31 protein-coding genes and 1 pseudogene are annotated in these 17,284 nt (G+C 50.7%); 31 read left to right on the top strand and 1 reads right to left on the bottom strand.

The window, feature by feature from the left end:
* The 3 genes and pseudogenes from tuf to bfr form a co-directional block, all read left to right on the top strand.
* Positions 1–139, top strand: a pseudogene (gene tuf, locus OK412_RS19615) (elongation factor Tu); the annotation flags it as partial.
* Positions 140–310: 171 nt separating this feature from the next.
* A complete protein-coding gene (bfd, locus tag OK412_RS19620) occupies positions 311–505 on the top strand; it encodes a bacterioferritin-associated ferredoxin (RefSeq protein WP_010671585.1) in 195 nt (64 codons plus the stop codon).
* Between the two features lie 100 nt (positions 506–605).
* Complete coding sequence (gene bfr / locus OK412_RS19625) at positions 606–1,079, top strand: bacterioferritin (RefSeq protein WP_010253012.1); 474 nt, start codon at positions 606–608, stop codon at positions 1,077–1,079.
* Here bfr and OK412_RS19630 read toward each other — a convergent pair.
* Entirely contained in the window at positions 1,066–1,839 is a 774-nt protein-coding gene (locus OK412_RS19630; protein ID WP_010671586.1) for a prepilin peptidase, read from the bottom strand. The two genes, bfr and OK412_RS19630, sit on opposite strands and share 14 nt — an antisense overlap.
* A gap of 393 nt (positions 1,840–2,232) precedes the next feature.
* Between OK412_RS19630 and rpsJ the strand changes: the two genes are divergently transcribed.
* From rpsJ to OK412_RS19770, 28 genes are all read left to right on the top strand, one after another.
* Positions 2,233–2,544 (top strand): 30S ribosomal protein S10, encoded by a 312-nt coding sequence (rpsJ, locus tag OK412_RS19635; RefSeq protein ID WP_001181005.1) that lies wholly within the window; start codon positions 2,233–2,235, stop codon positions 2,542–2,544.
* Positions 2,545–2,576: 32 nt separating this feature from the next.
* Positions 2,577–3,206 (top strand): 50S ribosomal protein L3, encoded by a 630-nt coding sequence (gene rplC / locus OK412_RS19640; RefSeq protein ID WP_003850712.1) that lies wholly within the window; start codon positions 2,577–2,579, stop codon positions 3,204–3,206.
* A gap of 10 nt (positions 3,207–3,216) precedes the next feature.
* Positions 3,217–3,822, top strand: coding sequence for a 50S ribosomal protein L4 (gene rplD / locus OK412_RS19645; RefSeq protein ID WP_003850711.1), 606 nt, complete (start codon positions 3,217–3,219; stop codon positions 3,820–3,822).
* Positions 3,819–4,121 carry a 50S ribosomal protein L23 gene (gene rplW, locus OK412_RS19650; RefSeq protein WP_003850708.1) on the top strand — a complete coding sequence of 101 codons (303 nt, stop codon included), beginning with the start codon at positions 3,819–3,821 and terminating at the stop codon, positions 4,119–4,121. The genes rplD and rplW overlap by 4 nt, the downstream gene beginning before the upstream one ends.
* A 17-nt stretch (positions 4,122–4,138) precedes the next feature.
* Positions 4,139–4,960, top strand: coding sequence for a 50S ribosomal protein L2 (gene rplB, locus OK412_RS19655; protein WP_008927137.1), 822 nt, complete (start codon positions 4,139–4,141; stop codon positions 4,958–4,960).
* Positions 4,961–4,976: 16 nt separating this feature from the next.
* A complete protein-coding gene (gene rpsS / locus OK412_RS19660; protein ID WP_001138115.1) occupies positions 4,977–5,255 on the top strand; it encodes a 30S ribosomal protein S19 in 279 nt (92 codons plus the stop codon).
* A gap of 13 nt (positions 5,256–5,268) precedes the next feature.
* Positions 5,269–5,601 (top strand): 50S ribosomal protein L22, encoded by a 333-nt coding sequence (gene rplV / locus OK412_RS19665; protein WP_008927136.1) that lies wholly within the window; start codon positions 5,269–5,271, stop codon positions 5,599–5,601.
* A 17-nt stretch (positions 5,602–5,618) separates the two neighbouring features.
* On the top strand, positions 5,619–6,317 hold the full coding sequence (gene rpsC / locus OK412_RS19670; protein ID WP_009087585.1) for a 30S ribosomal protein S3: 699 nt from the start codon (positions 5,619–5,621) through the stop codon (positions 6,315–6,317).
* Between the two features lie 12 nt (positions 6,318–6,329).
* Entirely contained in the window at positions 6,330–6,740 is a 411-nt protein-coding gene (rplP, locus tag OK412_RS19675; RefSeq protein ID WP_008927134.1) for a 50S ribosomal protein L16, read from the top strand.
* On the top strand, positions 6,740–6,931 hold the full coding sequence (rpmC, locus tag OK412_RS19680) for a 50S ribosomal protein L29 (RefSeq protein WP_003850146.1): 192 nt from the start codon (positions 6,740–6,742) through the stop codon (positions 6,929–6,931). The genes rplP and rpmC overlap by 1 nt, the downstream gene beginning before the upstream one ends.
* Positions 6,931–7,185, top strand: coding sequence for a 30S ribosomal protein S17 (gene rpsQ / locus OK412_RS19685; RefSeq protein ID WP_003850147.1), 255 nt, complete (start codon positions 6,931–6,933; stop codon positions 7,183–7,185). Before rpmC ends, rpsQ begins: the two co-directional genes overlap by 1 nt.
* A 357-nt stretch (positions 7,186–7,542) precedes the next feature.
* Positions 7,543–8,895 carry an 8-oxoguanine deaminase gene (locus OK412_RS19690; RefSeq protein ID WP_010252814.1) on the top strand — a complete coding sequence of 451 codons (1,353 nt, stop codon included), beginning with the start codon at positions 7,543–7,545 and terminating at the stop codon, positions 8,893–8,895.
* Between the two features lie 248 nt (positions 8,896–9,143).
* Complete coding sequence (gene rplN / locus OK412_RS19695; protein ID WP_006120590.1) at positions 9,144–9,515, top strand: 50S ribosomal protein L14; 372 nt, start codon at positions 9,144–9,146, stop codon at positions 9,513–9,515.
* A gap of 10 nt (positions 9,516–9,525) precedes the next feature.
* Positions 9,526–9,840, top strand: coding sequence for a 50S ribosomal protein L24 (rplX, locus tag OK412_RS19700; protein ID WP_003850150.1), 315 nt, complete (start codon positions 9,526–9,528; stop codon positions 9,838–9,840).
* A 14-nt stretch (positions 9,841–9,854) separates the two neighbouring features.
* Complete coding sequence (rplE, locus tag OK412_RS19705) at positions 9,855–10,394, top strand: 50S ribosomal protein L5 (protein WP_003850155.1); 540 nt, start codon at positions 9,855–9,857, stop codon at positions 10,392–10,394.
* A gap of 14 nt (positions 10,395–10,408) precedes the next feature.
* Positions 10,409–10,714 carry a 30S ribosomal protein S14 gene (rpsN, locus tag OK412_RS19710; RefSeq protein WP_008927132.1) on the top strand — a complete coding sequence of 102 codons (306 nt, stop codon included), beginning with the start codon at positions 10,409–10,411 and terminating at the stop codon, positions 10,712–10,714.
* A gap of 32 nt (positions 10,715–10,746) precedes the next feature.
* Positions 10,747–11,139: a 30S ribosomal protein S8 gene (gene rpsH / locus OK412_RS19715; protein ID WP_003850158.1), complete on the top strand. Its 393-nt coding sequence runs from the start codon at positions 10,747–10,749 to the stop codon at positions 11,137–11,139.
* A 13-nt stretch (positions 11,140–11,152) separates the two neighbouring features.
* Positions 11,153–11,686, top strand: a complete 534-nt coding sequence (gene rplF / locus OK412_RS19720; protein WP_003850161.1) for a 50S ribosomal protein L6 — start codon at positions 11,153–11,155, stop codon at positions 11,684–11,686.
* 9 nt (positions 11,687–11,695) lie between these two features.
* A complete protein-coding gene (gene rplR / locus OK412_RS19725; protein ID WP_003850163.1) occupies positions 11,696–12,049 on the top strand; it encodes a 50S ribosomal protein L18 in 354 nt (117 codons plus the stop codon).
* Between the two features lie 14 nt (positions 12,050–12,063).
* Positions 12,064–12,564, top strand: coding sequence for a 30S ribosomal protein S5 (gene rpsE, locus OK412_RS19730; protein WP_003850164.1), 501 nt, complete (start codon positions 12,064–12,066; stop codon positions 12,562–12,564).
* A 5-nt stretch (positions 12,565–12,569) separates the two neighbouring features.
* Positions 12,570–12,749, top strand: coding sequence for a 50S ribosomal protein L30 (gene rpmD / locus OK412_RS19735; protein WP_003850166.1), 180 nt, complete (start codon positions 12,570–12,572; stop codon positions 12,747–12,749).
* A 3-nt stretch (positions 12,750–12,752) separates the two neighbouring features.
* Positions 12,753–13,187, top strand: a complete 435-nt coding sequence (gene rplO / locus OK412_RS19740) for a 50S ribosomal protein L15 (protein WP_003850168.1) — start codon at positions 12,753–12,755, stop codon at positions 13,185–13,187.
* Between the two features lie 7 nt (positions 13,188–13,194).
* Positions 13,195–14,526, top strand: a complete 1,332-nt coding sequence (secY, locus tag OK412_RS19745; RefSeq protein WP_003850175.1) for a preprotein translocase subunit SecY — start codon at positions 13,195–13,197, stop codon at positions 14,524–14,526.
* A 32-nt stretch (positions 14,527–14,558) separates the two neighbouring features.
* On the top strand, positions 14,559–14,675 hold the full coding sequence (gene rpmJ / locus OK412_RS19750; protein ID WP_010252805.1) for a 50S ribosomal protein L36: 117 nt from the start codon (positions 14,559–14,561) through the stop codon (positions 14,673–14,675).
* Positions 14,676–14,821: 146 nt separating this feature from the next.
* On the top strand, positions 14,822–15,178 hold the full coding sequence (gene rpsM, locus OK412_RS19755; RefSeq protein WP_003850176.1) for a 30S ribosomal protein S13: 357 nt from the start codon (positions 14,822–14,824) through the stop codon (positions 15,176–15,178).
* A 16-nt stretch (positions 15,179–15,194) separates the two neighbouring features.
* The gene (gene rpsK / locus OK412_RS19760; RefSeq protein WP_004160563.1) at positions 15,195–15,584 is read left to right on the top strand and encodes a 30S ribosomal protein S11; all 390 of its coding nucleotides are present in this window, start codon (positions 15,195–15,197) and stop codon (positions 15,582–15,584) included.
* Between the two features lie 33 nt (positions 15,585–15,617).
* Positions 15,618–16,238 (top strand): 30S ribosomal protein S4, encoded by a 621-nt coding sequence (gene rpsD, locus OK412_RS19765; RefSeq protein ID WP_008927131.1) that lies wholly within the window; start codon positions 15,618–15,620, stop codon positions 16,236–16,238.
* A 25-nt stretch (positions 16,239–16,263) separates the two neighbouring features.
* On the top strand, positions 16,264–17,253 hold the full coding sequence (locus tag OK412_RS19770; protein ID WP_003850179.1) for a DNA-directed RNA polymerase subunit alpha: 990 nt from the start codon (positions 16,264–16,266) through the stop codon (positions 17,251–17,253).
* Positions 17,254–17,284: the final 31 nt, after the last annotated feature.

Raw genomic sequence — 17,284 nt, forward strand, 5'->3', positions numbered from 1 at the left:
AATGGTAATGCCAGGCGACAACATCAAAATGGTTGTTACCCTGATCCACCCAATCGCAATGGACGAAGGTCTGCGCTTCGCAATCCGCGAAGGCGGCCGTACCGTTGGCGCGGGTGTTGTTGCTAAAGTTATCGCTTAATTGTGATATCTGCTGTGGCTGTGTAAATGGCCACTGCAACACAGTAAAAAGAGCACTTCGGTGCTCTTTTTTTTTGCTCTGAAAACGCCATAACCCTGCAAAGGGTGGGTTTGAAATAAAAACGATTCGCATTTACACTATGTACAGAAAATGTACCCGAGTGATGAATCAATGTACGTCTGCCTGTGTAATGCCATCAGTGATAAAACCCTTCGTGAAGTCGTGCGTCGCTATCAGCCCAAATCTATTCAGCAACTGCGCCAGCTTGTGCCGGTCGGCAAGCAATGCGGCAAATGCATTCGTGCTGCGCGTGAAATTATGGATGAAGAGATGCAGCATGCACCACTCTACAAAGAGATAGCCTGACCGACGATCGGTGCGTGAATACCCACAATATCTGTCGCGTTTTTTTGACTTCTTTTTAACCGCATCTACGCTCTAATAAACCAGACGCGGAGGGTTAACAATGAAGGGCGATATTAAAGTTATCAGTCATCTCAACAAACTGCTTGGAAATGAACTGGTTGCTATCAATCAGTACTTTCTTCATGCGCGCATGTTCAAAAACTGGGGTCTGACGCGCCTCAATGATGTGGAATACCATGAATCAATCGATGAGATGAAACATGCCGATAAATATATTGAGCGTATTCTTTTCCTTGAAGGGATCCCAAATCTTCAGGATCTGGGACGGCTCCGTATCGGTGAAGATGTTGAAGAGATGCTGAGTTCAGACCTGAATCTGGAGCTGGAGGGCGCGAAAGACCTACGTGAAGCTATCTCCTATGCTGACAAAGTGCATGACTATGTCAGCCGTGACATGATGATTGAAATCCTGGCTGATGAGGAACATCACATCGACTGGATTGAGACGGAACTTGAGTTAATCCAGAAGATGGGCATCCAGAACTATCTGCAGGCTCAAATCAAACAAGAGTGAATCGGGTCTGCAGCACTATCGTTACCCAGCCCGCAATGGCCAGGAAAGGGCCAAACGGCAGCGGGCTGTCCCCCTGAATAAAACCCCGCAGTTGCAGCATCACAATCGACGTCAGCGCCATAACGGTGGCACCCAGCGCAATCCAGGGTAATGCCTGCCAGCCACAGCAGGCACCTAACGCTGCGAAAAGCTTGATATCGCCATAACCTAATCCCTCGTACCCCCGCATCTGCCGATAGCTCCAGGCGAGCAGCCACAACGCACAGTAGCCCGCCACAGCACCCCATATCGCCGTTGTTTCGGTTCCGGACAGCGTGGCATGGAATAATCCGGACCAGAGCAGCAGATAATTGAGCGGGTCAGGTATACAGAAGTGGCGACGATCGATGGCAGCCACGAGCAGCAAGAGGCCGGAGGCAGTAATAATAAAAACAGCCTCCGCAGAGTGGTCAAAACTCTGCAGCACCAGCAGGCACAGAAGGGCGAACAGCCATTCAATGACAACGCTTTCTGCGCCGAACGCGCGATGACAGAAGCGACACCGTCCTTTTAAGCCAGGCCAGCTGACTAACGGCAGCGCATCTCGCCACAGCAGGCGCTGCTGGCAATGATTACAGTGCGAACCCGGAAAGCAGAGTAGGGCAAACCATTGAGCGGGTGAGAGGGCGGGGGTGAAGCGCTGGCTGGTCAGCGAAAGAAAGCTTCCCAATGCACCTCCGCCTGCGAGTGCAGCAATGTGAGTTATCAGAGTGGGCGACATGATTATGCTCCGGACGAAAGGTTAGATGCACTCTCGAGGGCAACGGGTTCTGTGTCACCTATGAATGAAGAAGGGCGGAAACAGACTCACAACTGAATAACTGATTTATCAGCGATACGGCAGTGCAATGCGACGCACGCTTCACGAACCGGCCACAATTTAATGGGTAAAACCTCAACACGGGTTGCTTCCTGAACAGATTTACGTATAATGCGCGGGCCTGCAGATATTGCAGGCGCGATTCGAGCAGAATCGCAGACGGCTGAAATTTAGGCCGCCTGACAATACTCCCAATTGTGGAGTTATATGCTGAACGATTACACTCTCCCATCAATCGTAATGGGCTCGAGTAGTAATTTTTTTCGTCTATAAAAAGTTTGGAGCTCTGGTCTCATGCAGAACCAAAGAATCCGTATCCGTCTTAAAGCGTTTGATCATCGTCTGATCGATCAATCAACCGCGGAAATCGTTGAGACCGCCAAGCGCACTGGTGCGCAGGTTCGTGGTCCAATCCCGCTGCCAACCCGCAAAGAGCGTTTTACTGTTCTGATCTCTCCGCACGTTAACAAAGATGCGCGTGATCAGTACGAAATCCGCACTCACAAGCGTCTGGTAGACATCGTTGAGCCAACTGAAAAAACCGTTGATGCTCTGATGCGTCTGGATCTGGCTGCCGGTGTTGACGTGCAGATCAGCCTGGGTTAATCAGGTCATCGAGCGATTGAGAGGTTGAAACAATGATTGGTTTAGTCGGTAAAAAAGTGGGCATGACCCGCATCTTCACTGAAGATGGCGTTTCTATCCCCGTCACCGTAATCGAAGTTGAAGCGAACCGCGTTACTCAGGTCAAAGGCCTGGAAAACGATGGTTACCAGGCAATTCAGGTTACCACCGGTGCTAAAAAAGCAAACCGTGTGACCAAACCTGAAGCTGGTCATTTTGCTAAAGCTGGCGTTGAAGCTGGCCGTGGCCTGTGGGAATTCCGCACCGCTGAAGGTGAAGAATACTCTGTAGGTCAGAGCATCAGCGTTGAGATTTTCGCTGAAGTTAAGAAAGTTGACGTAACCGGTACCTCTAAAGGTAAAGGTTTCGCCGGTACCGTTAAGCGCTGGAACTTCCGTACCCAGGACGCTACTCACGGTAACTCCTTGTCTCACCGCGTTCCGGGTTCTATCGGTCAGAACCAGACTCCGGGCAAAGTGTTCAAAGGCAAGAAAATGGCAGGTCAGCTGGGTAATGAGCGCGTAACCGTTCAGAGTCTGGACGTAGTACGTGTTGACGCTGAGCGCAACCTGCTGCTGGTTAAAGGTGCAGTTCCCGGTGCTACCGGTAGCGACCTGATCGTTAAACCAGCTGTGAAGGCGTAAGGGGATAGCAATGGAATTAGTATTGAAAGACGCGCAGAGCGCGCTGACTGTTTCCGAAACTACCTTCGGTCGTGATTTCAACGAAGCGCTGGTTCACCAGGTTGTTGTTGCTTACGCATCTGGCGCCCGCCAGGGTACTCGCGCGCAGAAAACTCGCGCCGAAGTAACCGGTTCAGGCAAAAAGCCATGGCGTCAAAAAGGCACCGGCCGTGCGCGTGCAGGTTCTGTAAAGAGCCCAATCTGGCGTTCAGGTGGTGTGACCTTTGCTGCGAAGCCGCAGGACCACAGTCAAAAAGTTAACAAAAAGATGTACCGCGGCGCGCTGAAAAGCATCCTGTCCGAACTGGTACGTCAAGATCGTCTGATCGTTGTCGAATCATTTGCTGTAGAAGCACCGAAAACCAAGCTGCTGGTACAGAAACTGAAAGACATGGCTCTGGAAGACGTGCTGATCATCACCGGTGAACTGGATGAGAATCTGTTCCTGGCTGCGCGCAACCTGTACAAGGTTGACGTACGTGATGCATCCGGTATCGACCCAGTTAGCCTGATCGCCTTCGACAAAGTCGTTATGACTGCTGATGCAGTTAAGCAAGTTGAGGAGATGCTGGCATGATCCGTGAAGAACGTCTGCTGAAAGTACTGCGCGCGCCGCACGTATCTGAAAAAGCATCTAGCGCGATGGAAAAAACCAATACCATCGTTCTCAAAGTTGCTAATGACGCGACCAAAGCAGAGATCGTTGCTGCTGTTGAGAAACTGTTCGAAGTAGAAGTTAAAGACGTAAACACCCTGGTAGTTAAGGGCAAAGTTAAGCGTCAAGGACAGCGTATCGGTCGTCGTAGCGACTGGAAAAAAGCTTACGTCACCCTGAAAGAAGGCCAGAATCTGGACTTCGCTGGCGGCGCTGAGTAAGTCGGAGGAGAAAGACAATGGCAGTTGTTAAATGTAAACCGACATCTCCGGGTCGTCGCCATGTAGTTAAAGTGGTAAACGCGGAGCTGCACAAGGGCAAACCATTTGCCCCGCTGGTAGAAAAAAACAGCAAATCCGGTGGCCGTAACAACAATGGTCGTATCACTACCCGTCATATCGGTGGTGGTCACAAGCAGGCTTATCGTATTGTTGACTTCAAACGCAACAAAGACGGTATCCCGGCAGTTGTTGAACGTCTTGAGTACGATCCGAACCGCTCTGCGAACATCGCACTGGTTCTGTACAAAGACGGCGAGCGCCGTTACATCCTGGCCCCTAAAGGCCTGAAAGCCGGCGACCAGATCCAATCTGGCGTTGATGCTGCGATTAAAGCAGGTAACACTCTGCCGATGCGTAACATCCCGGTGGGTTCAACCGTGCATAACGTAGAAATGAAACCAGGCAAAGGCGGTCAGATTGCTCGCTCAGCCGGTGCTTACGTGCAGATCGTTGCGCGTGAAGGTTCTTACGTTACCCTGCGTCTGCGTTCAGGTGAAATGCGTAAAGTCGAGTCTGACTGCCGCGCAACACTGGGCGAAGTCGGCAACGCTGAGCATATGCTGCGCGTTCTGGGTAAAGCTGGTGCAGCCCGTTGGCGTGGTGTTCGTCCTACCGTTCGTGGTACCGCGATGAACCCAGTTGATCACCCGCACGGTGGTGGTGAAGGTCGTAACTTTGGTAAGCACCCGGTAACTCCGTGGGGCGTTCAGACCAAAGGTAAGAAGACCCGTAGCAACAAGCGTACCGATAAGTTTATCGTACGTCGCCGTAGCAAATAATATTAGAGGATAAGCCATGCCACGTTCTCTCAAGAAAGGTCCTTTTATTGACCTGCACTTGCTGAAGAAGGTAGAGAAAGCGGTGGAAAGCGGTGACAAGAAGCCTTTGCGCACTTGGTCCCGTCGTTCAACGATCTTTCCTAACATGATCGGTTTGACCATCGCTGTCCATAATGGTCGTCAGCACGTTCCTGTCTTTGTTTCCGACGAAATGGTTGGTCACAAACTGGGTGAATTCGCGCCGACACGTACTTATCGCGGTCACGCGGCTGATAAAAAAGCCAAGAAGAAATAAGTAGGAGGAAGAGATGGAAACTTTAGCTCAACATCGCCACGCTCGTTCTTCTGCTCAGAAGGTTCGCCTTGTTGCTGACCTGATTCGCGGTAAGAAAGTGTCGCAGGCACTGGACATTTTGACCTACACCAATAAGAAAGCGGCTGTACTGGTCAAAAAAGTTCTGGAATCTGCCATTGCTAACGCCGAACACAACGATGGCGCTGATATCGACGATCTGAAAATCACGAAAATTTTCGTTGATGAAGGTCCGACCATGAAACGCATTATGCCGCGTGCCAAAGGTCGTGCAGATCGCATCCTGAAGCGCACCAGCCACATTACTGTGGTTGTGTCCGATCGCTGAGACTCTGGAGACTAGCAATGGGTCAGAAAGTACATCCTAATGGTATTCGCCTGGGTATTGTAAAACCATGGAACTCTACCTGGTTTGCGAACACCAAAGAATTCGCTGACAACCTGGACAGCGATTTTAAAGTACGTCAGTTTTTGACTAAAGAACTGGCTAAAGCATCTGTCTCTCGTATCGTTATCGAGCGTCCAGCGAAGAGCATCCGTGTGACTATTCACACCGCTCGTCCGGGCATCGTTATCGGTAAGAAAGGCGAAGATGTAGAAAAACTGCGCACGGTCGTCGCGAATATCGCTGGCGTTCCTGCACAGATTAATATCGCCGAAGTCCGCAAGCCGGAACTGGACGCGAAACTGGTAGCTGACAGCATCACTTCACAGCTGGAGCGTCGTGTGATGTTCCGTCGTGCTATGAAGCGTGCAGTTCAGAACGCCATGCGTCTTGGCGCGAAGGGTATTAAAGTCGAAGTTAGCGGCCGTCTGGGTGGCGCCGAGATCGCACGTACCGAATGGTATCGTGAAGGTCGCGTGCCATTGCACACACTGCGTGCTGACATTGACTACAACACCTCTGAAGCGCACACCACTTATGGTGTAATCGGCGTTAAGGTATGGATCTTCAAAGGTGAGATCCTGGGTGGTATGGCTGCTGTTGAACAACCGGAACCGGCTGCTCAACCTAAAAAGCAGCAGCGTAAAGGCCGTAAGTAAGGAGAGTCGCTGATGTTACAACCAAAGCGTACGAAATTCCGTAAAGTGCACAAAGGCCGTAACCGCGGTCTGGCTGCGGGTACGGATGTCAGCTTCGGTACTTTCGGTCTGAAAGCTGTTGGCCGTGGTCGTCTGACTGCTCGTCAGATCGAAGCAGCACGTCGTGCTATGACCCGTGCAGTTAAGCGTCAAGGTAAGATCTGGATCCGAGTATTCCCGGACAAACCGATCACCGAGAAGCCGCTGGAAGTGCGTATGGGTAAAGGTAAGGGTAACGTAGAGTATTGGGTTGCCCTGATCCAGCCTGGTAAAGTCCTGTATGAAATGGACGGCGTACCAGAAGAGCTGGCCCGTGAAGCATTCAAGCTGGCAGCAGCAAAACTGCCTATCAAAACCACCTTTGTAACTAAGACGGTGATGTAATGAAAGCAACTGAGCTGCGTGAAAAAAGCGTTGAAGAGCTGAACACTGAGCTGCTTAATCTGCTGCGTGAGCAATTTAACCTGCGCATGCAGGCAGCATCTGGCCAACTGCAGCAGACTCATCTGCTGAAACAGGTTCGCCGTGATGTTGCACGCGTTAAGACTTTACTGACTGAGAAGGCGGGTTCGTAATGACCGATAAAATCCGTACTCTGCAGGGTCGTGTAGTAAGTGACAAAATGCAGAAATCTGCAGTTGTTGCTATCGAACGTTTCGTGAAACACCCGATCTACGGCAAATTCATTAAACGTACGACCAAGCTGCACATCCATGACGAGAACAATGAATGTGGAATTGGTGACGTGGTAGAAATCCGCGAATGCCGTCCACTGTCCAAGACTAAATCCTGGACCCTGGTTCGCGTAATCGAGAAAGCTGTTCTGTAATAAGAATCGTTTTTTCTGAGGAAACCCTCTGCTTCGGCAGGGGGTTTTTTTTGCCTGCGATTCGGGCTTGATCCATTTGTGCCCGTGGCAATACGGATTTGATGGTGCTCACAAATTCAGGGATTTGCAGGGATTAAGCTGCCTCTCTTCAGGCGAGGTGGCCTGAAAGCGCCAGGCTATAAACGCCGGGGTTATCATAACTGTACAAGGAAATGTGCCGTGAAAATGGAGAGTCATGACCGCTTACGCCGGTCACTGTTAAAATTGCCACTGTTAGCTGCGTTACCTGCGATTAGCTCTGCCAAAAGCTTGCCGCTATTATCGGGTAACACACAACCACTACCCACAGGCAATAGCATGGAACGAACTCTGTTACTGAAGAATGCTGAATGTGTGGTCTGCATGGATGCTGACCGTCGGGAAATAGGTAACGCTTCTATTCTGATAAAAGGAAATAAGATCGTTGCAGTCGGGGAAGCACGCTCGTTACCTGATAGCGCGGATGAGATCATCGATCTGCGAGGACACATTGTCATCCCTGGCCTGATCAATACGCATCACCACATGTATCAGAGCCTGACCCGCGCTATTCCTGCAGTGCAAAACGGCGAGCTCTTTAACTGGCTAACCCACCTCTATCCACTGTGGCAGAATCTGACGCCTGAGATGATTCATATCTCAACTCAGATCTCTATGGCTGAGTTAATGCTCTCCGGCTGCACCACCACCAGTGACCATCTCTACGTCTACCCGAATGGCTGTAAGCTTGACGACAGTATTGAGGCTGCAGCCTTAATGGGCATGCGTTTCCATGCGAGCCGGGGCAGCATGAGCGTCGGTAAGTCCCTGGGTGGCTTACCACCCGATGCACTGGTAGAGGATGAAGCCGCCATTCTTAAAGATACGCAGCGTGTGATTGAGCGCTACCATGATGACAGCCACGGTTCGATGTTACGCATCGTGGTTGCGCCATGTTCGCCGTTTTCAGTCAGCCGTGAGCTGATGAAGCAATCCGCAGCGATGGCACGCAGCTTCAACGTCTCAATGCACACCCATCTGGCGGAGAACGACAGCGATATCCGTTATAGCCGTGAAAAATTCAATATGACGCCAGCACAGTATGTTGAAGACCTCGGCTGGGTAGGACCGGATGTCTGGCATGCACACTGCGTCAAACTGGATCAGCATGGCATAGAACTCTTTGCACGTACCGGTACCGGCGTCGCACACTGTCCCTGCTCGAACATGCGTCTCGGTTCCGGTATTGCGCCGATACGCCATATGTGTGATGCCGGCGTACACGTGGGTATGGGTGTGGATGGCTCAGCCTCCAATGACAGCTCAGACATGATGGCCGAGGTTCGTCAGGCGATGCTGCTGCAACGCGTTGGCTTCGGCCCGGATGCGATGACGGCACGTCAGGCACTGGAACTGGCGACGCTGGGTGGAGCAAAGGTGCTAAACCGCGATGATGTGGGCACCATTGCGCCGGGCATGATGGCCGATCTGGCCATTTTTGACCTGAACCGAATTGGACTTGCCGGGGCAGGGCACGATCCTGTCGCCGCCCTGGTGTTCTGTAATCCGGGACAGGTTGCCTATAGCATCATTAACGGAAAAGTCCGGGTACGGGACGGACAAGTGGCCGGAATTGAACTGCCAGCCGTGTTGCGTCAGCATAACCAACTGGCCAGGAAACTGGCTGGTTGAGTCAGAAGGGCACTTTATTTGGGAGGCGACGAAAAATAAGGCAGATTACATTTGCTACTGTTCGCACTATTCCCTAGAATACGCCCTCCCTGTCATCAGGGGAAATCAGCGGCTCGATTGAGAGCCGTTTATTTTTTCTACCCATCTGTGAGAACCGGTGTTACAATGCCGCGCCCTCAATTATGGGGCTTTCTAACGACCTGAGGTTTAGGTCCCGAAGTAGTAGTTGACATTAGCGGAGCACTAAAATGATCCAAGAACAGACTATGCTGAACGTCGCCGACAACTCCGGTGCACGTCGCGTAATGTGTATCAAGGTTCTGGGTGGCTCGCACCGTCGCTACGCAGGCGTCGGTGACATCATCAAAGTTACCATCAAGGAAGCAATTCCGCGTGGTAAAGTCAAAAAAGGTGATGTCCTGAAGGCGGTAGTGGTGCGCACCAGGAAGGGTGTTCGTCGCCCGGACGGTTCTGTCATTCGCTTCGATGGTAATGCATGCGTTATTCTGAACAATAACAGTGAGCAGCCTATCGGTACGCGTATTTTTGGGCCGGTAACTCGTGAACTTCGTACTGAAAAGTTCATGAAAATTATCTCTCTGGCACCAGAAGTACTCTAAGGAGCGAACAATGGCAGCTAAAATCCGTCGTAACGACGAAGTTATCGTGTTAACCGGTAAAGATAAAGGTAAGCGCGGTAAAGTTAAGAATGTCCTGTCTTCTGGTAAGGTCATCGTTGAAGGTATCAACCTGGTGAAGAAACATCAGAAGCCGGTTCCGGCTCTGAACCAACCAGGTGGCATCGTTGAAAAAGAAGCTGCTATTCAGGTTTCTAACGTTGCACTGTTCAACGCGGCAACTGGTAAGGCTGACCGTGTAGGCTTTAGATTCGAAGACGGCAAAAAAGTCCGTTTCTTCAAGTCTAACAGCGAAACTATCAAGTAATTTGGAGTAGTACGATGGCGAAACTGCATGATTACTACAAAGACGAAGTAGTCCAGAAACTCATGACAGAGTTTGGCTACAATTCTGTCATGCAAGTCCCTCGGGTCGAGAAGATCACCCTGAACATGGGTGTTGGTGAAGCGATCGCTGACAAGAAACTGCTGGATAACGCAGCAGCTGACCTGGCAGCAATCTCCGGTCAAAAACCGCTGGTCACCAAAGCACGCAAATCAGTTGCAGGCTTCAAAATCCGTCAGGGCTATCCGATCGGCTGTAAAGTAACTCTGCGTGGCGAGCGCATGTGGGAGTTCTTTGAGCGTCTGGTCACCATTGCTGTTCCACGTATCCGTGACTTCCGTGGCTTGTCCGCTAAGTCATTCGATGGTCGTGGCAACTACAGCATGGGTGTACGTGAGCAGATCATCTTCCCAGAAATCGACTACGACAAAGTCGATCGCGTTCGTGGTTTGGATATCACCATTACCACTACTGCGAAATCTGATGATGAAGGCCGTGCTCTGCTGGCTGCCTTTGACTTCCCGTTCCGTAAGTAAGGTAGGGTTACTTAATGGCTAAGCAATCTATGAAAGCACGCGAAGTTAAGCGTGCAAAATTAGCAGACAAATTCTTCGCTAAACGCGCTGAACTGAAAGCGATCATCTCTGATGTGAACGCTTCCGACGAAGATCGTTGGGATGCTGTTCTGAAGCTGCAGAGTCTGCCGCGTGATTCCAGCCCTTCGCGTCAGCGTAACCGCTGCCGTCAAACAGGTCGTCCGCACGGTTTCCTGCGGAAGTTTGGGTTGAGCCGTATCAAGGTCCGCGAAGCCGCCATGCGCGGTGAAATCCCGGGCCTGAAAAAGGCTAGCTGGTAATTGTCACCAATTGAATCACGGGAGTAACACAGATGAGCATGCAAGATCCGATCGCGGATATGCTGACCCGTATCCGTAACGGTCAGGCCGCAAACAAAGTTGCGGTCACCATGCCTTCCTCCAAGCTGAAATTGGCAATTGCCAACGTTCTGAAGGAAGAAGGATATATTGAAGATTTCAAAATCGAAGGCGACATCAAGCTGGAACTGGAACTTACTCTCAAGTATTTCCAGGGCAAAGCTGTTGTAGAAAGCATTCAGCGAGTAAGCCGTCCTGGTCTGCGCATCTATAAGAAAAAAGATGAGCTGCCAAAGGTAATGGCTGGTATGGGCATCGCTGTAGTTTCTACATCTAAAGGTGTCATGACTGATCGTGCAGCGCGCCAGGCAGGTCTTGGTGGCGAAATTATCTGCTACGTAGCGTAATCGGAGGATACATATGTCTCGTGTTGCTAAAGCACCTGTCGTTGTTCCTGCCGGCGTAGAGGTAAAACTCAACGGTCAGGTAATTTCGATTAAAGGTAAAAACGGCGAGCTGACTCGTACTATCAATGATGCTGTTGAAGTTAAGCATGCTGACAACGCTCTGACTTTCGCTCCGCGCGAAGGTTTCGTTGACGGCTGGGCGCAGGCGGGTACTTCTCGCGCGCTGCTGAACGCAATGGTAATCGGTGTTACCGAAGGCTTCACTAAGAAGCTGCAGCTGGTTGGTGTAGGTTATCGTGCAGCCGTTAAAGGCGACGTGGTTAACCTGTCTCTGGGCTTTTCTCATCCAGTCGATCACCAGCTGCCCGCGGGTATCACTGCAGAATGTCCAACTCAGACTGAGATCGTGCTGAAAGGCGCTGATAAACAGCTGATTGGTCAGGTTGCAGCGGACTTGCGCGCCTACCGTCGTCCTGAGCCTTATAAAGGCAAGGGTGTCCGTTACGCCGACGAAGTCGTGCGTACCAAAGAGGCTAAGAAGAAGTAAGGTAACACTATGGATAAGAAATCTGCTCGTATCCGTCGTGCGACCCGTGCACGTCGCAAGCTCAAAGAGCTGGGTGCTACTCGCCTGGTGGTACATCGTACCCCGCGTCATATTTACGCACAGGTAATCGCCCCGAACGGTTCCGAAGTTCTGGTCGCTGCTTCTACTGTAGAAAAAGCTATCACTGAACAACTGAAGTATACCGGTAATAAAGAAGCCGCAGCTGCAGTAGGTAAAGCTATCGCAGAACGCGCAATCGAAAAAGGCATCACTGGTGTTTCTTTCGACCGTTCCGGTTTCCAATATCATGGTCGCGTCCAGGCACTGGCAGATGCTGCCCGTGAAGCTGGCCTTCAGTTCTAAGGTAGAGGTCTAAGATGGCACACATCGAGAAACAAGCTGGCGAACTGCAGGAAAAACTGATCGCGGTAAACCGTGTTTCTAAAACTGTTAAAGGTGGTCGTATTTTCTCCTTCACAGCACTGACTGTGGTAGGCGATGGTAATGGTCGCGTAGGTTTTGGTTACGGTAAAGCGCGTGAAGTTCCAGCAGCGATCCAGAAAGCGATGGAGAAAGCCCGTCGCAACATGGTTAACGTCGCGCTGACCAACGGCACCCTGCAGCACCCAGTTAAAGGTGCACACACGGGTTCCCGCGTGTTCATGCAGCCGGCTTCAGAAGGTACCGGTATTATTGCCGGTGGTGCAATGCGCGCCGTTCTGGAAGTCGCTGGAGTTCATAACGTACTGGCAAAAGCCTATGGTTCTACTAACCCGATTAACGTGGTTCGTGCAACTATCGACGGCCTGGGCAATATGAAATCTCCGGAAATGGTCGCTGCTAAGCGTGGTAAATCCGTTGAAGAAATTCTGGGGTAATCACGATGGCTAAGACTATTAAAATCACTCAAACCCGTAGTTCAATCGGCCGCTTGCCTAAGCATAAAGCCACTCTGGTTGGCCTGGGTCTGCGTCGTATTGGCCACACCGTTGAGCGTGAAGACACGCCTGCAGTACGCGGTATGGTTAACGCGGTTTCCTATATGGTTAAAGTGGAGGAGTAAGAGATGCGTTTAAATACTCTGTCTCCGGCCGAAGGGTCTAAGCACGCTACCAAGCGTCTGGGTCGTGGTATCGGTTCTGGCCTCGGAAAAACCGGTGGTCGTGGTCACAAAGGTCAGAACTCACGTTCTGGCGGTGGCGTACGTCGCGGTTTCGAAGGTGGTCAGATGCCTCTGTACCGTCGTCTGCCGAAGTTCGGTTTCACCTCTCGCAAAGCAATGATCACCACAGAGATTCGTCTGTCTGATCTGGCGAAAGTTGAAGGCGGTATCGTCGACCTGAACGCGCTGAAAGCAGCCAACATTGTCGGTGTTCAGATTGAATTCGTTAAAGTAATTCTGTCTGGTGAAGTTTCTACACCGGTAACGGTTCGCGGTCTGCGTGTCACCAAAGGTGCACGTGCTGCAATCGAAGCTGCTGGCGGTAAAATCGAGGAATAAGTAGCAGATGGCTAAACAACCGGGATTAGATTTTCAAAGTGCCAAGGGTGGCTTTGGTGAGCTGAAACGCAGACTGCTGTTTGTAATCGGCGCACTCATTGTCTTCCGTATTGGCTCTTTTATTCCAATCCCTGGTATTGATGCCACTGTACTTGCCAAACTGCTTGAGCAACAGCGTGGCACCATCATTGAAATGTTTAACATGTTCTCTGGTGGTGCTCTGAGCCGTGCTTCTATTTTCGCACTGGGCATCATGCCGTATATTTCGGCATCGATTATCATCCAGTTATTAACGGTGGTTCATCCAGCGTTAGCGGAAATTAAGAAAGAAGGGGAGGCTGGCCGTCGTAAGATTAGCCAGTACACCCGATACGGTACGTTGGTATTGGCCATATTTCAGTCGATCGGTATTGCTACCGGTCTGCCGAATATGCCAGGGATGCAAGGCCTGGTAATGAATCCAGGCTTTGCTTTCTACTTTACCGCTGTTGTGAGTCTGGTCTCAGGAACGATGTTCCTGATGTGGCTGGGCGAACAGATTACTGAACGTGGTATCGGTAACGGTATTTCGATCATTATCTTCGCAGGTATCGTTGCGGGTCTCCCGCCGGCCATTGGCCATACCATCGAGCAAGCGCGGCAAGGCGACCTGCACTTCCTTCTGTTGCTGTTGGTTGCAGTACTCGTATTCGCAGTGACCTTCTTTGTTATCTTTGTTGAACGTGGTCAACGCCGCATTGTGGTGAACTACGCAAAACGTCAGCAGGGTCGTCGCGTTTACGCTGCACAGAGCACACATTTACCGTTGAAAGTGAACATGGCAGGCGTCATTCCAGCCATTTTTGCTTCCAGCATTATTCTGTTCCCGGCAACGATTGCATCGTGGTTTGGGGGCGGTACCGGTTGGAACTGGCTGACAACAATTTCGCTGTATTTGCAGCCAGGACAGCCGCTTTATGTGCTACTCTATGCGACTGCAATCATCTTCTTCTGTTTCTTCTATACGGCGTTGGTTTTCAACCCACGTGAAACAGCAGATAACCTGAAGAAGTCTGGTGCATTCGTACCGGGAATTCGTCCGGGAGAGCAAACGGCGAAGTATATTGATAAAGTAATGACGCGATTGACCTTAATCGGCGCTCTCTACATTACGTTTATCTGCCTTATCCCGGAGTTCATGCGTGATGCGATGAAGGTTCCCTTCTACTTTGGCGGTACTTCACTGCTTATCGTAGTTGTCGTCATCATGGACTTTATGGCTCAAGTGCAAACTCTGATGATGTCAAGTCAGTACGAGTCGGCACTGAAGAAAGCTAACCTGAAAGGCTACGGCCGTTAATTCAGTTGGTTGAGAAGTTACGGAGAGTAAAAATGAAAGTTCGTGCTTCCGTCAAGAGATTATGTCGTAACTGCAAAATCATTCGTCGCGACGGTGTCGTCCGTGTGATCTGCAGCGCCGAGCCAAAGCATAAACAGCGCCAAGGCTGATTTTGTCACATATTTTTCTTGCAAAGTCGGGTTGAGCTGGCTAGATTAGCCAGCCAATCTTTTGTATGTCAGTGCGTTTCCATTTGAGTATCCTGAAAACGGGCTTTTCAGCATGGGACGTGCTTGTTTAATTATAGGAGTGCATAGTGGCCCGTATAGCAGGCATTAACATTCCTGATCAAAAACATACCGTTATCGCATTAACTTCGATCTTCGGTATCGGTAAAACTCGTTCTAAAGCCATCTGCGCTTCAACGGGTATTGCTGAAAATGTTAAGATCAGTGAGCTGTCTGAAGAACAAATTGATCAGCTGCGTGATGCAGTTGCGAAATTCGTTGTAGAAGGTGATCTGCGCCGTGAAATCACCCTGAGCATCAAGCGTCTTATGGACCTTGGTTGCTACCGTGGTTTGCGCCATCGTCGTGGTCTTCCGGTTCGCGGTCAGCGTACTAAGACCAACGCACGTACCCGTAAGGGTCCGCGTAAACCGATCAAGAAATAATCGGGGTGAGTAAATAATGGCAAAGGCACCAGTTCGTGCACGTAAGCGTGTAAGAAAACAAGTCTCAGATGGCGTGGCTCATGTCCATGCTTCTTTTAACAACACCATCGTTACCATTACTGATCGTCAGGGTAACGCACTGGGTTGGGCAACCGCCGGTGGTTCCGGTTTCCGCGGTTCACGTAAATCCACTCCGTTTGCTGCTCAGGTCGCTGCAGAGCGCTGTGCAGAAGCGGTAAAAGATTACGGAATTAAGAACCTGGAAGTTATGGTAAAGGGTCCGGGTCCAGGTCGCGAATCTACGATTCGTGCTTTAAACGCCGCTGGTTTCCGCATCACTAATATTACTGATGTGACTCCGATCCCTCATAACGGTTGTCGTCCGCCGAAAAAACGTCGCGTATAACGCCCGTTTTTTTAGGATAGTTGGAGAAAGAAAATGGCAAGATATTTGGGTCCTAAGCTCAAGCTGAGCCGTCGTGAGGGCACTGACTTATTCCTTAAGTCTGGCGTTCGCGCGATTGATTCCAAGTGTAAGATTGAACAAGCCCCTGGTCAGCATGGTGCGCGTAAACCGCGTCTGTCTGATTACGGCGGTCAGTTACGTGAAAAGCAAAAAGTTCGTCGTATCTACGGCGTGCTGGAGCGTCAGTTCCGTAACTATTATAAAGAAGCAGCTCGTCTGAAAGGCAACACCGGTGAAAACCTGTTGGCTCTGCTGGAAGGTCGTCTGGACAACGTAGTTTATCGTATGGGCTTTGGTGCCACTCGTGCAGAAGCACGTCAGCTGGTTAGCCATAAGTCTGTTCTGGTAAATGGCCGCGTTGTTAACATCGCTTCTTATCAGGTATCTCCGAATGATGTCGTTAGCATCCGTGAGAAAGCCAAAAAGCAATCTCGCGTGAAGGCCGCTCTGGAGCTGGCTGAGCAGCGTGAAAAGCCAACCTGGCTGGAAGTTGATGCGACTAAGATGGAAGGTGTGTTCAAGCGTATTCCTGAACGTACTGATCTGTCTGCGGACATTAACGAACACCTGATCGTCGAGCTTTACTCCAAGTAAGGCTTAGTACCAAAGAGAGGACACAATGCAGGGTTCTGTGACAGAGTTTCTAAAACCGCGCCTGGTAGATATCGAGCAAGTGAGTTCGACGCACGCCAAGGTGACCCTTGAGCCTTTAGAGCGTGGCTTTGGCCATACTCTTGGTAACGCACTGCGCCGTATTCTGCTTTCATCCATGCCGGGTTGCGCGGTGACCGAGGTTGAAATTGATGGTGTACTTCATGAGTACAGCACCAAAGAGGGAGTACAGGAAGATATCCTGGAAATCCTGCTCAACCTGAAAGGGCTGGCGGTAAGAGTTCAGGGGAAAGATGAAGTTATTCTGACCTTGAATAAATCTGGCATTGGCCCTGTGACTGCAGCCGACATTACCCATGATGGTGATGTCGAAATCGTCAAGCCTCAGCATGTCATTTGCCATCTGACCGATGAGAACGCTGCTATCAGCATGCGTATCAAAGTTCAGCGTGGTCGTGGCTATGTGCCGGCTTCTGCCCGAATTCATTCGGAAGAAGATGAGCGCCCAATCGGCCGCCTGTTAGTTGACGCTTGCTACAGCCCTGTAGACCGTATCGCCTACAATGTTGAAGCAGCGCGTGTAGAGCAGCGCACCGACCTGGACAAGCTGGTCATCGAAATGGAAACCAACGGCACAATCGATCCTGAAGAGGCGATTCGTCGTGCGGCAACCATTCTGGCAGAACAACTTGAAGCTTTCGTTGACTTACGTGATGTACGTCAGCCGGAAGTTAAAGAAGAGAAACCAGAATTCGATCCGATCCTGCTGCGCCCTGTTGACGATCTGGAATTGACTGTCCGCTCTGCTAACTGCCTTAAGGCAGAAGCTATCCACTACATCGGTGATCTGGTACAGCGTACCGAGGTTGAGCTGCTTAAAACGCCTAACCTTGGTAAAAAATCTCTTACCGAGATTAAAGATGTGCTGGCTTCGCGTGGTCTTTCTCTGGGCATGCGCCTCGAGAACTGGCCGCCAGCAAGCATTGCTGATGAATAATCAGATCACAGGTTAAGGTTTCACTGAGAAG

The organism is Pantoea sp. JV6 (assembly GCF_025910055.1).
GTDB lineage: Bacteria > Pseudomonadota > Gammaproteobacteria > Enterobacterales > Enterobacteriaceae > Pantoea > Pantoea agglomerans.

Bases quoted from the DNA above. Each gene is read 5' to 3' on its own strand.
- bfd (WP_010671585.1), top strand. From the start codon at position 311: ATGTACGTCTGCCTGTGTAATGCCATCAGTGATAAAACCCTTCGTGAA.
- bfr (WP_010253012.1), top strand. From the start codon at position 606: ATGAAGGGCGATATTAAAGTTATCAGTCATCTCAACAAACTGCTTGGA.
- OK412_RS19630 (WP_010671586.1), bottom strand. From the start codon at position 1,839: ATGTCGCCCACTCTGATAACTCACATTGCTGCACTCGCAGGCGGAGGT.
- rpsJ (WP_001181005.1), top strand. From the start codon at position 2,233: ATGCAGAACCAAAGAATCCGTATCCGTCTTAAAGCGTTTGATCATCGT.
- rplC (WP_003850712.1), top strand. From the start codon at position 2,577: ATGATTGGTTTAGTCGGTAAAAAAGTGGGCATGACCCGCATCTTCACT.
- rplD (WP_003850711.1), top strand. From the start codon at position 3,217: ATGGAATTAGTATTGAAAGACGCGCAGAGCGCGCTGACTGTTTCCGAA.
- rplW (WP_003850708.1), top strand. From the start codon at position 3,819: ATGATCCGTGAAGAACGTCTGCTGAAAGTACTGCGCGCGCCGCACGTA.
- rplB (WP_008927137.1), top strand. From the start codon at position 4,139: ATGGCAGTTGTTAAATGTAAACCGACATCTCCGGGTCGTCGCCATGTA.
- rpsS (WP_001138115.1), top strand. From the start codon at position 4,977: ATGCCACGTTCTCTCAAGAAAGGTCCTTTTATTGACCTGCACTTGCTG.
- rplV (WP_008927136.1), top strand. From the start codon at position 5,269: ATGGAAACTTTAGCTCAACATCGCCACGCTCGTTCTTCTGCTCAGAAG.
- rpsC (WP_009087585.1), top strand. From the start codon at position 5,619: ATGGGTCAGAAAGTACATCCTAATGGTATTCGCCTGGGTATTGTAAAA.
- rplP (WP_008927134.1), top strand. From the start codon at position 6,330: ATGTTACAACCAAAGCGTACGAAATTCCGTAAAGTGCACAAAGGCCGT.
- rpmC (WP_003850146.1), top strand. From the start codon at position 6,740: ATGAAAGCAACTGAGCTGCGTGAAAAAAGCGTTGAAGAGCTGAACACT.
- rpsQ (WP_003850147.1), top strand. From the start codon at position 6,931: ATGACCGATAAAATCCGTACTCTGCAGGGTCGTGTAGTAAGTGACAAA.
- OK412_RS19690 (WP_010252814.1), top strand. From the start codon at position 7,543: ATGGAACGAACTCTGTTACTGAAGAATGCTGAATGTGTGGTCTGCATG.
- rplN (WP_006120590.1), top strand. From the start codon at position 9,144: ATGATCCAAGAACAGACTATGCTGAACGTCGCCGACAACTCCGGTGCA.
- rplX (WP_003850150.1), top strand. From the start codon at position 9,526: ATGGCAGCTAAAATCCGTCGTAACGACGAAGTTATCGTGTTAACCGGT.
- rplE (WP_003850155.1), top strand. From the start codon at position 9,855: ATGGCGAAACTGCATGATTACTACAAAGACGAAGTAGTCCAGAAACTC.
- rpsN (WP_008927132.1), top strand. From the start codon at position 10,409: ATGGCTAAGCAATCTATGAAAGCACGCGAAGTTAAGCGTGCAAAATTA.
- rpsH (WP_003850158.1), top strand. From the start codon at position 10,747: ATGAGCATGCAAGATCCGATCGCGGATATGCTGACCCGTATCCGTAAC.
- rplF (WP_003850161.1), top strand. From the start codon at position 11,153: ATGTCTCGTGTTGCTAAAGCACCTGTCGTTGTTCCTGCCGGCGTAGAG.
- rplR (WP_003850163.1), top strand. From the start codon at position 11,696: ATGGATAAGAAATCTGCTCGTATCCGTCGTGCGACCCGTGCACGTCGC.
- rpsE (WP_003850164.1), top strand. From the start codon at position 12,064: ATGGCACACATCGAGAAACAAGCTGGCGAACTGCAGGAAAAACTGATC.
- rpmD (WP_003850166.1), top strand. From the start codon at position 12,570: ATGGCTAAGACTATTAAAATCACTCAAACCCGTAGTTCAATCGGCCGC.
- rplO (WP_003850168.1), top strand. From the start codon at position 12,753: ATGCGTTTAAATACTCTGTCTCCGGCCGAAGGGTCTAAGCACGCTACC.
- secY (WP_003850175.1), top strand. From the start codon at position 13,195: ATGGCTAAACAACCGGGATTAGATTTTCAAAGTGCCAAGGGTGGCTTT.
- rpmJ (WP_010252805.1), top strand. From the start codon at position 14,559: ATGAAAGTTCGTGCTTCCGTCAAGAGATTATGTCGTAACTGCAAAATC.
- rpsK (WP_004160563.1), top strand. From the start codon at position 15,195: ATGGCAAAGGCACCAGTTCGTGCACGTAAGCGTGTAAGAAAACAAGTC.
- rpsD (WP_008927131.1), top strand. From the start codon at position 15,618: ATGGCAAGATATTTGGGTCCTAAGCTCAAGCTGAGCCGTCGTGAGGGC.
- OK412_RS19770 (WP_003850179.1), top strand. From the start codon at position 16,264: ATGCAGGGTTCTGTGACAGAGTTTCTAAAACCGCGCCTGGTAGATATC.